The following is a 12383-nucleotide window of genomic DNA, read 5'->3' as shown; positions in this document are numbered from 1 at the left end:
TCCCGGCTCAGGCGGGCACGATGTTCTGGTTGTGCCGGAAGACGTTGCCGGGGTCGTACGTCGCCTTGATCTTCCGCAACCGGTCGTAGTTGCCCTTGTAGTTCGCGGCGATCCGGTCCTGGTCGTCCTCGGCCATGAAGTTGATGTAGCCGCCCTCCTCCGAGTGCGGGGCCGTGGCGTCGTAGTAGTCGCGGACCCAGGCCGTGCCGGCCTCGTCGTCCACCTGGTCCGGCGGCCACATCCCCGCGATCACGGTCGCGAAGGTGGCGTCGCGGTGGGCGAACGCGGTCGCGTCGGGCGCGACCCGATGGCAGGCGCCGTTGATCGGGTAGATGTGCATCGTCGAGTTCACCACCGGCAGCTTCGGGCCGTGCTCGAGGTGCGCGGCGATCGCGTCGTCGGTGAGCTCCTTGACGAAGCTGGCCTTCCAGTAGTGGTGGAGCCCCGGCGGGACGAGCGCGTCGAAGGCGCTGTTGAGCGCGGGGTAGGGCATGGGCCCGACCATCTCGGCGACTCTCGGGGCGACGTCCCGGATCGGCTGGAGCGCCTTCTCCCCCGCGTCGAGGTCGCCCGCCCAGCACGCCACCATCGCGATGAAGGGCTCGCCGTGGCGGTCCTCCGGGATGAACGGCAGCGGCGGCGCGATCTGGTACGCCGGGAAGCAGCCGAGCTCCTCGGGCGCGTCGACGATGAAGTCCCGGTAGAACCGGAGCACGTCCCCGGCCTTGTCGAGCTCGAAGAACATCGGCCCGCCGTAGATGTCCTTGACCGGGCTCAGCCGGAACTCGAAGGACGTGACGACACCGAAGTTCCCGCCGCCACCCCGGATCGCCCAGAAGAGGTCGGCGTCGTCCTTCTCGCTCGCGACGTGGAAGCTGCCGTCGGCGGTGACCACGTCGGCGGAGAGCAGGTTGTCCGAGGAGAGGCCGAGGCCACGCGACAGGTAGCCGATGCCGCCCCCGAGGGTCAGGCCACCGACGCCGGTCGTGGAGATGATGCCCCCGGTCGTGGCCAGCCCGAACGGGTACGTCATCGCGTTCAGGTCGCCCCACGTCGCGCCGCCACCGACCCGGACCGTGCTGGCCAGCGGGTCCACCCGCCCGCCTCGCATCGCCGACAGGTCCACGACCACCGCGTCGTCAGCGGTCCCGAACCCCGGCACGCTGTGCGCGCCACCGCGGACCGCGACCGTGCGGCCGTTGTCGGCGGCGTAGCGGACGGCCGTCATCACGTCCCCGGCGTTCGCCGCCTGCACGATGACCGCCGGGCGCTTGTCGATCATGGCGTTGCGGACCGTGCGCGCCTCGTCGTACTCGGCGTCGTCCGGCCCTACTACCGTCCCTCGGGTCTGTTCCCGCAAGGTGTCCAGCTGTGCACTCATCTGACCCTCCTGGTCGCTCGGGCTTGCCACGGCCGGGCAACAGGGGCGTCGAGAAGGCGTCGGGACGGCGTCACACAGTGCCGCGGAGCGCGGCAGGTCTAGGTAGCGATCGACACTAGACCCGCCCGACCGCTGCCGTCTTCCCGCAGGTGGGTCATTTCCCGGGCCCTGGTGCGGAAGGATGGCCTCATGCCTGCTCCCGAGCCCCAGGCCGTCACGTCGCCCCTCACCCGGGCCGCCGTCTTCCTCGTCCTGACGATCGAGCCTGGTGGCGAGGCCGCCGTACGCGACGTCCTCGCCGACGTGCAGGGCATGGCCCGGGCGATCGGCTTCCGCAACGTCGAGGCCAGCCTGTCGTGCGTGGTCGGGATCGGCAGCGACGCCTGGGACCGGGTGTACGGCGGCGCGCGGCCGGCGTACCTGCACCCGTTCGCCGAGATCCGCGGAGAGCGGCACACGGCGCCGGCCACCCCGGGCGACCTCTTCCTCCACATCAAGGCCGAGCAGCTGGACCTGTGCTTCGAGCTCGCCTCGCGGGTGACCCAGCGGCTGCACGGGTCGGCCACGGTCGTGGACGAGGTGCACGGCTTCCGCTACTTCGACCGCCGCGACCTGCTCGGCTTCGTCGACGGTACCGAGAATCCGGTCGGTCCGGCCGTCGACAGCGCGCTGCTCGTCGGTGACGAAGACCCGGACTTCGCCGGCGGCAGCTACGTGGTCATCCAGAAGTACCTGCACGACCTGGCCGCCTGGAACGCCATGTCCGTCGAGCAGCAGGAGGCCGCCGTCGGTCGCGAGAAGCTCTCCGACATCGAGCTCCCCGACGACCAGAAGGCCCCGGGCGCGCATACGGCGCTCACCAGCATCGAGGACGACGACGGCACCGAGCTGCAGATCCTCCGCGACAACATGCCCTTCGGCAGCGTCTCCGGCGGCGACGGCAGCGGTGAGTACGGCACCTACTTCATCGGCTACACCCGCGACCCGGCCGTGATCGAGCGGATGCTGCGCAACATGTTCGTCGGCGACCCGCCGGGCACGACGGACCGCCTGCTGGAGATCTCGACGGCCGTCACCGGCTCGCTCTTCTTCGTGCCGACGGTCGACCTACTCGAGGGAGAGTAGCGACAGACCCTTGCGGTCCCCGGATGATCGGCGGATCGTGGTGGGATGAGCATGCGCGGTGTCCCGGACGGTCTGCCGGTGCTCTCGCGGGGCAAGCACCGCAACCCCCGCCAGGGCGCCTGCTTCATGGAGATGGCCTCGCTCCTGGCCAACGAGCCGTGGAGCGACCGGCCCAGGTGCACCCATCCCCTGCTCGCCCAGCTCGCGCGCCTGGTCAACGACCACACCAGCGACGCCGGCCGCGCCGACCTCGTCGTGATGATCCCGGAGGTCATCGGCGCGCACGGCCACGGCTTCGCGTGGGAGGTGGCGCTGGTCGCCCGGGTCGCGACGCAGGCGATGTACGACCTGCCCGAGCCTCGACAGCGCACGCTGGCCGTCGGTCTGCTCCGCTGCGACGAGCTCGCGGCGTCGTACGGCGCCACGACCGTCGACCGGGACGCGATCCGGACCGCGCTCGAGCAGGTCCCCGGCGCGGCGACCTGGGCGCGGGACTTCATGACGGGATCGGTGCCGCTCAAGCCGCGCGCCTTCCAGCGGCACTCCGCGCCCGCGATGCTGGTCTGCGCCGTGCGCGGGACGGCCGAGGCGGCCGTCCCCGACCAGGACGCCCGGCTTCGTGCCTTGCTGCGGACGGGCATCGGGTCCGTCCGGCCCGACGAGCGGCCGCAGGACGTCATCCGAATCGTGGCCCCCGACCCACGATTCGTATGACGTCCCGGCGCGCGCAGCTCCCCTATTCGATCGGGCGCAGCTCCTCGGCGTACGACACCGACTGGCGGCGCAGACGGCCGTCGGCGCCGACGGCGTACTGACCCATCCGCCACAGCGGCGGGCTGTAGGCGTGCACGGACACGGCGCCGTGGGTGGCGCCGGTGAGCCGGTGGATGTGGTCGGGGCCGAAGCTGAAGACCTGGCCGCCCTCGACGTACGTCTCGATGGTCTCGTTGCCGACCGCGAGGTTGTGCTCGAGCAGGGTGCCCTCGACGACCGCGACGGCGCCGGAGGAGACGTCGTGGTCGTGGAAGCCGGTGTCGTTCTCAGGCGTCCAGCAGAGCAGCCAGACGTCGACGTGCGCATCGCGATGCAGCGAGACGTAGACCCGGTTGTCGGCGTCGAACGCCAGGTGGTGGCGCCACTGATCCGGGTGGAGGGCGAGGTACGACGCGAGCGAGCGCAGCTCGTCCTGGTCGAGGTCGCGTCCCGGGAGGGTGGCAAGGGTGAGGTCGCCCTCGAGCGGGGTCGCCTCGCGGGCCGGGATCTCAACGGCGAGAGTGCTCATGCTGCGTGCTCCTTCAGGGTGGTGCCGCGGTGCTGTCCGCCGAGTGCCCGGCGGGGATTGTCGATGCGGATGGCGCGGGTCGCCGCCTCCCCGAACAGCGCGGGGAGCGGGTCGGCGTACGGACGGTCGCTGCCCAGCACGATCGTGTCGATGCCGAGCACCCGGATCAGGGCGTCGACCCCCTGCGCGCCGTACGACGAGGTGTCGACGAAGACGTCGGGATCGACGGTGCCGGGCTCACCGCCGCGGGCACTGAGGCGCTCGTGGTGGAGCGGCGCGAGGCCTGCGCCGGCGGCAAACACCAGTCGCAGCGCCGGAAACTGCCCGCGCCCGCCGGCGGCGTGCCACGCCCACCAGGCCGCGTGCAGCTGGCCGACGTATCCGACGACCGGCGCCCACCATCCCGGCCCGGCCTCGGCCACGGCCGTCGGGCCCGGGTGCACGAAGACCGGCTTGCCGAGCTGCTCGGCGACGCGGAGCACCTGGCCGAGGGCCTCCCAGCCGGCCGGCGTGGTGACCTGGGTGGCGGCGATCTGCACGCCGACGAACGGTCCGTCGAGCAGCCGGGTGAGCTCGTCGAGATCGGGCTCGACGACCGGCACCGACGCCCAGGGAGCGAAGTGGTCCGGCAGCGCGGCCGCGCCGAGGTGCCAGGCGTCGAGCGAGGCGCCGGCCTCGTCGCGCGGGAGCGACTCCAGGCCGAGGGGCGCCGAGAGACTGACGCACGCGAGGCCGGTGCCTGCCGCGACGTCCAGCGCGGTCCGGCGTACGACGTCGTGGTCCTCGGCCTTCACCTCGTACGGCGGCTCACCGTCGGTGTGCAGCGTCCAACCGCGCAGGTACGGCGTCGTCGTGCGGCGGCGGAGCAGCTCGAGCAGCGGCTCGGGCCACAGGTGCTGGTGCAGGTCGATGGCGGACACGGTCTCCCTCATGCCTTAAGAATACTAAGTTGGGAGACTTTATCTGCTTAATCCGTGGATCGGCGATTCGTCTCACCGTCCGGTGACCAACCGCTGAGTAGTGTCGGTCCCATGGTCGGATTCCTCGTCGCTGGGCTCATCATCGGAGCGCTCGCCCGTCTCCTGAAGCCCGGGAAGCAGAACCTGGGCCTCCTCGCGACCCTCGGTCTCGGGGTGGTCGGCTCGCTCATCGGCGGCACGATCGCCTGGCTGATCGGCTCCGGCAGCATCTGGGAGCTCAACATTCTGGGCTTCGTGCTCTCGGTCGTGGCCGCGCTGCTGCTCGTCGGCACCGCCGAGGCCGTCACCGGCAAGGACCGCACGGCCTGACGAGGTCCTACTCGTCGCGAATCAGGTCCAGGCCGCGCTCGTACGCACTCGCCAGGAGACCGCCGGCGCCCAGTGACTCGTCGTCGGGATGCGCGGCCACCACGACGAGCCGGCGTACGCCGTCGAGCGTCTGGGCCCAGACGTGCCCGGCCCAGCCGTCAGTCATCGTCCAGCAGTCCGGAGTCGATGGCGTTGACGAACACGATGGCGAAGTCGCGACCGAGGTCGGTCAGCGTGTAGCGGTCGTCGACGACGGTCCAGAGGTTGGCGTCCTCGAAGTGGAACATCACGACGTCCAGGCGCTCCTGCCACCTCAGGGCGTCGAGGTTCCGCAGCGATTCGGGGCAGCGGGAGTCCCACCACGCACGCACAGCATCGAGCGGCACCACCTCGTCCTCGGCGACCACGGCCAGCAGGAGCATCCCGGCCATCGGCTCTACGACGTACCAGCCCAACCGGAAGCAGAGCCCGAGCAGCAGGACGAGTGCCAGGTCCCGCCACTCCTCGTCGGTCTCGGGGGCCCGCTGACCCCGACGAGCCGTCGAACGCGTCAGCTCCACCTGGTCTGCAGCGTCGCAGGCGTACCAGAGTCGATCGAGTGCGAGACAGTCACCCGCGCTGCGCCACGAGTTCAGAGCCGATTCGGCGAGCAAGGCATCCGCCTCTGCCGTCATCGGCGTCGCCGGGACTCCGTACGACCCTCGCTTCACCGCCTCGAAGCGCCGCTGCCACTGCCACAGATCGAGGTGTCGGTACGCCTCCCGCGCGACGGGCGGGCGCAGCAGCCCACGAGGGGTCACCGGCTTACCCTGACCGAGCCACTCGACCAGCGCGAGACAGGCCGCGACGAAGGCCGAGGACCGCGCGAGCTGTGCCGACACCTTGACGTCTCCGGGCTCGATCTCGGCATCGAAGTCGTCCGGCTCAGGCTCGGGCCAGGGCAGCCGGTTGACGGCCGCCGTCATCCGTTGCCCCGTCAGGCTCTTGGGTGACGGGTCCGGCATCAGGCGCGCCCGCTCCTCGGTGGGCAGTGCGTTCCAGGCCGCCGTCACCTGCGCCACGCGTGCCTTGAGGTCGGCGACGTCAGCGGCACCGTCCAGGTCCACGCCGATGCTGCGGCCGAAGTCCCCCAGCACCCTGCCCTGCGCATGGTTGGCCGGGTCCTCGCACGCCGCTGCCATCTTGGGAAGCGCACGCCGCACCTCCTTGCGCAGCTCGGCGGGCGTCGCCGATCCACCGGCCATCCGCCCCGTGGCCCGGAGGAATGACCAGAAGGTGTCGAGTGTCTCTCGCAGGCTGTCGGGGTCCGGTGGCTGCGGGCCGTACGCCGGCCAGGTCACGAGGAGGAGGCGCTCGGCGCTGCCCGCGGGCCACGCGCCCGGCGGTAGCTCGTCGTACCGGAGTCGCAGGTTCACGATCTGCCGGAGCAGCTCACTTTCGACACTCCTGCTCTTCCCGGTCGCCCATCTCTCGGCGTGCGTGATCAAGAGGTCCGGCTCGCCCATGCCCCCCACCGTAGGACGTTCGTCAGCGCCGGAGGGGCACGTCCAGCCGCTCGCTGAGCTCGTCGTACGACGTCCCGAAGGTCTCGACCACCACGACGTGCTCTCCACCCACCTCGAACACCGCGACGTCCGTGTAGACGCGGGAAACACAGCCGACGCCGGTGAGCGGGTAGGTGCACGACGGCACCAGCTTGGGCGTGCCGTCCTTGGCGAAGAGCGTCATCATCACGAAGACGCTCTTGGCCCCGATGGCGAGGTCCATCGCGCCACCGACGGCGGGGATCGCGTCGGGTGCTCCGGTGTGCCAGTTGGCGATGTCGCCAGCCGCGGAGACCTGGAAGGCGCCGAGCACGCAGACGTCGAGGTGGCCGCCGCGCATCATCGCGAACGAGTCCGCTTGGTGGAAGTACGCCGCTCCCGCAGGCTCGATCACCGGGATCTTGCCGGCGTTGATCAGGTCGGGGTCGATCTCGTCGCCGACGGCGGCCCGGCCCATGTTGAGCATGCCGTTCTCGGTGTGCAGCACGACCCCGGAGTCGGCGTCGAGGTGGTCAGCCACCAGCGTGGGCTGGCCGATGCCGAGGTTGACGTAGGCGCCGTACGGGATGTCCTGGGCGACCCGGGCCGCCATCCCATCCCTGGTCAACGGAGTCTTGGTCAGGCTCATACCGCCACACTCCCCACACTCACGACACGGTCCACGTAGATCGACGGCGTGACAACGGCTTCGGGATCGAGCTCGCCGACGTCCACCACGGACGACACCTGCACGATCGTCGTCGTCGCGGCGGTGGCCATCACCGGCCCGAAGTTGCGGGCCGTCTTGCGGTAGACGAGGTTGCCCATCCGGTCCGCGCGGTGCGCGCCCACCAGGGCGACGTCGCCGCGGATGGGGTACTCCAGCACGTAGGTCCGACCGTCGATCTCGCGCGTCTCTTTGCCCTCGGTCAGGGGCGTGCCGACGCCGGTCGGGCAGAAGAACGCCCCGATCCCTGCACCGGCCGCGCGCATTCGCTCGGCCAGGTTGCCCTGCGGCACGACCTCGAGCTCGATCCGGCCGTCGCGGTAGAGGCCGTCGAAGACGTAGGAGTCGGCCTGGCGCGGGAAGGAGCAGATCATCTTCCGCACCCGCCCCTTGGCCAACAACGCGGCCAACCCGGTGTCGCCGTTGCCGGCGTTGTTGGACACCACCGTCAGGTCGCTCGCGCCCTGCTCGATCAGCGCGTCGATCAGGTGCACGGGCATGCCGGCCATCCCGAACCCGCCGACCAGCACGGTCGAGCCGTCCGCGATCCCGTCGACAGCCTCGGCCGCGGTGTCACAGATGGCAGCCGTCATGCCACATTCTCCAGCACTACCGCGAGCGCCTGGCCGACGCCGATGCAGATAGCGGCGACGCCGTACCGTCCGCCCGACTCCTGCAGGCGCGCGGCGAGGGTGCCGATGATCCGACCGCCGGACGCACCGAGCGGATGGCCGATCGCGATCGCGCCACCCTTGGCGTTGACGATCTCCGGATCGACCTTCCAGGCATCGACGCAGGCGATCGACTGCACCGCAAACGCCTCGTTGAGCTCGATCGCACTGACATCGGCCCAGGTGATCCCGGCTCGGGCGAGCGCACGGTCGGCGGCCTCGACCGGGGCGTAGCCGAACATCGGAGGCTCCACCGCCGACACCCCACGACCGGCGATCCGCGCGATCGGCGCGCGACCGATGCTCGCGGCGGCGGCCTCCGACCCGAGCAGCACGGCGGACGCCCCGTCGTTGAGCGGAGACGCGTTGCCGGCGGTGATGGTCCCGTCCGTACGGAACGACGGCTTCAGACCCGCCAGCTTGTCGGCGGTCGAGCCCGGCCGGATGCTCTCGTCGCGAGCCAGGTCGGCTCCGTCGACCGGGACCACGAGGTCGTCGTAGAAGCCGGCCGCCCAGGCCGCGTCGGCGAGCTCGTGCGAGCGCGCCGCGAACTCGTCCTGCCGCTCGCGGCCGATCGAGAACTTCTCCCCCAGCAGCTCGTTGGCCTCACCGAGCGACACCGTCCACTCCGCAGGCATCCGCTCGTTGACCAGCCGCCAGCCCAGCGTCGTCGACACTGCCGTCACGTTGCCTGCCGGGAAGGCACGTGACGGCTTCGGCAGCACCCACGGCGCCCGGGTCATCGACTCCACGCCCCCGGTCAGGACGACGTCGGCGTCGCCGGACTCGATGGTGCGCGAACCGATGATCGCGGCGTCCAGAGACGAGCCGCAGAGCCGGTTGACCGTCGTCGCCGGCACCGACACCGGCAGTCCGGCCAGCAGCACCGCCATCCGGCCGACGTTGCGGTTGTCCTCGCCGGCCTGGTTGGCGCAACCCCAGACCACGTCACCGATCCGCTCCTCGTCGAGGCCGGGCGTCTTCTCGAGGAGGCCACGGACCGCGGTCGCGGCCAGATCGTCGGGCCGGGTGTCGGCGAGCGCGCCACCGAAGCGGCCGAACGGGGTGCGCACCGCGGCGTACACAAAAGCAGAGCTCATGCCTGCGAGCGTAGGCCGCACGCCGTGATCAACTCCAATACTGAATAACGGTCGATTGATAAGTTGAGTGCATGGAGCTGCGCCACCTGCGGTCGTTCACGGTGCTCGCCGACGAGCGCCACTTCGGTCGTGCCGCTGCCCGGCTGCACATAGCCCAGCCAGCACTCTCCCAGCAGATCAAGCAGCTGGAGCGCGAGCTGGGCGTCTCGCTCTTCACCCGTTCGACCCGCCGCGTCGAGCCGACCGAGGCCGGGCTGCGCTTCGCGGAGCACGCGCGGACGGTGCTCGGCGACGTCGCCCGCGCCGAGGCGGAGATGGAGCTGCTCGCCTCGGGCCACGCCGGGCGGGTGTCGGTGGGCTTCATCGGGACGGCGACGTACGACGTCCTGCCCCGCGTCGCCCGCGAGGTGCGCCGCGAGCTGCCGGACGTCGAGCTCGAGCTGCACGGGGAGCTGTTGTCCCCGCAGCTTGTCGCAGGCCTCGGCGACCACACCTACGACCTGGCACTGATGCGCCCGGATCCGCTCAACAGCGCGGATCTGACCGTGCAACCGCTGCGGTCCGAGCGCCTCGTCGCCGTGCTTCCCAGCAGTCACGCTCTCGCCGACCGACGCCGCATCCCCCTCTCGGCCCTGAGCCACGAGGCGTTCGTGATGCACCCGTCCGGGCACCGCTCGTCGATGCACGCGCGCGTCCTCGAGGCGTGCGCCGACGCCGGCTTCACGCCCGACCCCGTACTGGAGGTCGGCGAGACGGCGACGCTGGTGGTCTTCGTCGCGGCCGGCCTCGGAGTCGCACTCGTCCCCGAGCCGGTGCGCTCCCTGGGCCTCGACGGCGTCTCCTACGTCGCCCTCACCGACCCACCCGGCGTCGACCCACCCAGCGTCGATCTGGTCCTCGCCACCCGGTCCGGCGACCACTCTCCGGCGGTGGCCCAGGTGAGCGCTGCCATCAGGTCATGTCTGTGACGCTTGGCCGAGGGGCCCACGTGGGCCCCTCGGCCAAGCGTCACAGCAGGCCCTCCTCGCCGAGCACCCCCGACGCGATCCGGAAGGCGGTGTTGGCATCGGGGACACCGCAGTAGATGGCGGACTGCAGGATCACTTCCTTGATCTCGTCGACACTCAACCCGTTGCGGAGCGCGGCGCGCACGTGCATCGCCAGCTCTTCGTGGTGCCCGCGGGCGATCAGCGCGGTCAGCGTGATCATCGAGCGGCTGCGGCGGTCGAGCCCGGGTCGGGTCCAGATCTCACCCCAGGCGTAGGCCGTGATCAGCTCCTGGAAGTCCCGCGTGAAGTCGGTGGTCCCCGCGATCGCCCGGTCGACGTGCGCGTCGCCGAGCACCTCGCGACGCACTGCCATGCCCGCCGACTCCTCGGGTCGCGGAGCCTCACCCAAGAAGTGCTCGCGCAGCAGGGCGGCCACCACGTCCGGAGCCTCCGCCGGAGCCAGGTGAGCGACGCCCTCGAGCTCGACGTACCGCCCGTCCTGTACGCCGTCGGCGATCTCGCGCAGCTTGTCCGGCGGGGTGGCGACGTCGGCGCCGCCGGCGACCGCGAGGACCGGCACGGTCACCCGGGCGAGCTCGTCGCGCACGTCGTACGCCGCGAGCGCGCCGCAGACCTGGACGTACCCCTCATCGACCGCGTCGGACAGAGCGTGCAGCAGCGCCGAGGCTCGCTCGGGCTCGCGCTCGACGAAGCCCGGGCCGAACCACCGCTCGGCGGACCCGCTGACCATGACCGGAGTGCCGGACATCGCGACCTGGCTCATCCGCCCGGTCCACGTGTCCTCGGACGCGATCTGCGCACCGGTGCACAGCAGCGCCGCGGCCACCATCCGGTCCGGGGCGTCGAGGAGCAGCTGCAGCCCGACCGCACCACCCACGGAGTCACCGGCGTAGAAGAACGGGCCTCGCGGCTGACCGCGTTCGGTGAGGACGTCATCGACGACCCGCAGAACGCCGAGCGCGAGCTCGGCCATCGTGAACGGCTCCTCGGGCACCCCCCGGTTGTGGCCGTGCCCGGGCAGGTCCCAGGCGAGCACGTCGAAGGCGTCGGTGAGCCCGGCGGCGCAGGCGCTCCACAACGTGGTCGCGGACGTGCCGAGCGACGGGCCGAGGACGAGCAGCGGCAGCTCGGTGCGGTGCCGGGCGCCGGTCAGGCGTACGGCGGTGATGCTGGGGATCACGGACTCTCCTCGAGGGTGCTGTGGGCGCGGGCGACGACCGCATCGACGTACGCGATCGCGTCACCGAGGTACGACGGCGCGGGGTCGTGCCCCGCGGCTGCTGCCATGGTCCGCTGCTCGGCGAGCACCGCGTCACCGGCACCGGCCAAGGTTGCGGCCATCCGATCCGGGTCGACGCGCAGCCCGGCCAGCAGGTCGGCGGTCTGCGACGCGGCGACCAGGGTCCGGCGGACCAGGTCGCGCAGCGTCGCCCACTCCGCGTGCCAGCCGCCATCGGCACGGTCGTCGACCTGCTGGGCGGCGGCGAGATGCAGCGTCGCAGCGAGCTGGGGCGTCGTCATGGCGGCGCGCCGGACCAGCACGGACAGCACCGGGTTGGCCTTGTTGGGCATGGTGGACGAGCCACCGCCGCTGCCCTCGGCGAGCTCGCCGATCTCGGGGCGCGACATGGTCACGACGTCGTTGGCGATCCTGGCGCAGGCGTCGGTGCAGCCGACGAGCGCGTCCCCGAGCCGGGTGACCGGCGCACGGGTCGTGTGCCACCGCGGGACGCCCGGTGGCAGCTCGCGACCGAGCTCGACCATCGCCGCCCGGGTGCCTGCAGCACCGCCGATCTGGTCGGGGAAGTCCAGGTCGGCGAGGGTGTCGTCCGCATCGAGCACGGCCGTCAGCCAGGCTGCGACCCGGAACCCGAACGTGGTCGGGACCGCATGCTGGGTGAGCGTCCGGGCCACCATCGGGGTGTCCCGATGCGTGGCCGCGAGCGCCGCGAGCCGGGTGACGGCCGCATGCAGGTCACGACGCACGGACACGACCGCCGCCTCCGACATCCGCATCAGCGCAGAGTCGACGACGTCCTGGCTGGTCAAGCCGCGGTGGACCCCCTCGTCCTGCTCACGCAGCAGTCCGACCAGTGCGATCACCGGATTGCCGCCGGACTCGGACTCGTTCGCCAGCCACTCGAGGTCCTTCGGCACCGTGAGCGGCCGGCCCAGCCAGTCCGACTCGACGTCGACCATCGCCCACAGGAACGACTCCGACGTGAAGTGGTCGCCGGCGCGGTCGTCCCCGGGCCAGAAGAGGTCTGCTGCCATG

14 protein-coding genes are annotated in these 12383 nt (G+C 71.3%); 4 read left to right on the top strand and 10 right to left on the bottom strand.

The genetic code is table 11. The features are described 5' to 3' along the window. Positions 1–7: 7 nt before the first annotated feature. Positions 8–1381, bottom strand: a complete 1374-nt coding sequence (locus ABEA33_RS01405) for an FAD-binding oxidoreductase (protein ID WP_345524733.1) — start codon at positions 1379–1381, stop codon at positions 8–10. A 189-nt stretch (positions 1382–1570) separates the two neighbouring features. Here ABEA33_RS01405 and ABEA33_RS01400 point away from each other — a divergent pair, with 189 nt between their 5' ends. Both ABEA33_RS01400 and ABEA33_RS01395 read left to right on the top strand, forming a co-directional pair. After that, positions 1571–2506, top strand: coding sequence for a Dyp-type peroxidase (locus tag ABEA33_RS01400; protein ID WP_345524732.1), 936 nt, complete (start codon positions 1571–1573; stop codon positions 2504–2506). Positions 2507–2551: 45 nt separating this feature from the next. Beyond that, on the top strand, positions 2552–3220 hold the full coding sequence (locus ABEA33_RS01395; RefSeq protein WP_345524731.1) for a hypothetical protein: 669 nt from the start codon (positions 2552–2554) through the stop codon (positions 3218–3220). A gap of 22 nt (positions 3221–3242) precedes the next feature. On the opposite strand, the gene ABEA33_RS01390 is transcribed toward ABEA33_RS01395, so the two are convergent. Together ABEA33_RS01390 and ABEA33_RS01385 are read right to left on the bottom strand one after the other, a co-directional pair. Then, a complete protein-coding gene (locus ABEA33_RS01390; RefSeq protein WP_345524730.1) occupies positions 3243–3788 on the bottom strand; it encodes a cysteine dioxygenase in 546 nt (181 codons plus the stop codon). Then, entirely contained in the window at positions 3785–4720 is a 936-nt protein-coding gene (locus ABEA33_RS01385; RefSeq protein WP_345524729.1) for an amidohydrolase family protein, read from the bottom strand. Before ABEA33_RS01385 ends, ABEA33_RS01390 begins: the two co-directional genes overlap by 4 nt. Before the next feature lie 99 nt (positions 4721–4819). Between ABEA33_RS01385 and ABEA33_RS01380 the strand changes: the two genes are divergently transcribed. Then, on the top strand, positions 4820–5077 hold the full coding sequence (locus ABEA33_RS01380; protein WP_345524728.1) for a GlsB/YeaQ/YmgE family stress response membrane protein: 258 nt from the start codon (positions 4820–4822) through the stop codon (positions 5075–5077). Positions 5078–5084: 7 nt separating this feature from the next. Here ABEA33_RS01380 and ABEA33_RS01375 read toward each other — a convergent pair whose 3' ends face one another. Genes ABEA33_RS01375 through ABEA33_RS01355 form a run of 5 tightly spaced genes read right to left on the bottom strand, consistent with a single transcriptional unit; the run spans position 5085 to position 9098 of the window. Then, positions 5085–5243, bottom strand: coding sequence for a hypothetical protein (locus ABEA33_RS01375; protein ID WP_345524727.1), 159 nt, complete (start codon positions 5241–5243; stop codon positions 5085–5087). After that, entirely contained in the window at positions 5236–6582 is a 1347-nt protein-coding gene (locus ABEA33_RS01370; protein WP_345524726.1) for a hypothetical protein, read from the bottom strand. Before ABEA33_RS01370 ends, ABEA33_RS01375 begins: the two co-directional genes overlap by 8 nt. Positions 6583–6604: 22 nt before the next feature. Next, positions 6605–7249 (bottom strand): 3-oxoacid CoA-transferase subunit B, encoded by a 645-nt coding sequence (locus tag ABEA33_RS01365; protein ID WP_345524725.1) that lies wholly within the window; start codon positions 7247–7249, stop codon positions 6605–6607. Then, positions 7246–7920 carry a 3-oxoacid CoA-transferase subunit A gene (locus ABEA33_RS01360; RefSeq protein WP_345524724.1) on the bottom strand — a complete coding sequence of 225 codons (675 nt, stop codon included), beginning with the start codon at positions 7918–7920 and terminating at the stop codon, positions 7246–7248. The genes ABEA33_RS01365 and ABEA33_RS01360 overlap by 4 nt, the downstream gene beginning before the upstream one ends. Beyond that, complete coding sequence (locus ABEA33_RS01355; RefSeq protein ID WP_345524723.1) at positions 7917–9098, bottom strand: thiolase family protein; 1182 nt, start codon at positions 9096–9098, stop codon at positions 7917–7919. Before ABEA33_RS01355 ends, ABEA33_RS01360 begins: the two co-directional genes overlap by 4 nt. Before the next feature lie 71 nt (positions 9099–9169). Between ABEA33_RS01355 and ABEA33_RS01350 the strand changes: the two genes are divergently transcribed. Next, positions 9170–10066 (top strand): LysR family transcriptional regulator, encoded by an 897-nt coding sequence (locus tag ABEA33_RS01350; RefSeq protein WP_345524722.1) that lies wholly within the window; start codon positions 9170–9172, stop codon positions 10064–10066. 40 nt (positions 10067–10106) lie between these two features. On the opposite strand, the gene pcaDC is transcribed toward ABEA33_RS01350, so the two are convergent. After that, positions 10107–11288 carry a bifunctional 3-oxoadipate enol-lactonase/4-carboxymuconolactone decarboxylase PcaDC gene (gene pcaDC / locus ABEA33_RS01345; RefSeq protein ID WP_345524721.1) on the bottom strand — a complete coding sequence of 394 codons (1182 nt, stop codon included), beginning with the start codon at positions 11286–11288 and terminating at the stop codon, positions 10107–10109. Next, positions 11285–12382, bottom strand: a complete 1098-nt coding sequence (locus tag ABEA33_RS01340; protein ID WP_345524720.1) for a lyase family protein — start codon at positions 12380–12382, stop codon at positions 11285–11287. The genes pcaDC and ABEA33_RS01340 overlap by 4 nt, the downstream gene beginning before the upstream one ends. Position 12383: the final 1 nt, after the last annotated feature.

Source organism: Nocardioides endophyticus (genome assembly GCF_039543845.1).
GTDB classification, from domain to species: Bacteria; Actinomycetota; Actinomycetes; order Propionibacteriales; family Nocardioidaceae; genus Nocardioides; species Nocardioides endophyticus.
The sequence above is the reverse complement of the archived record's forward strand: the minus strand, read 5'-3'. Positions and strand labels throughout refer to the sequence as shown.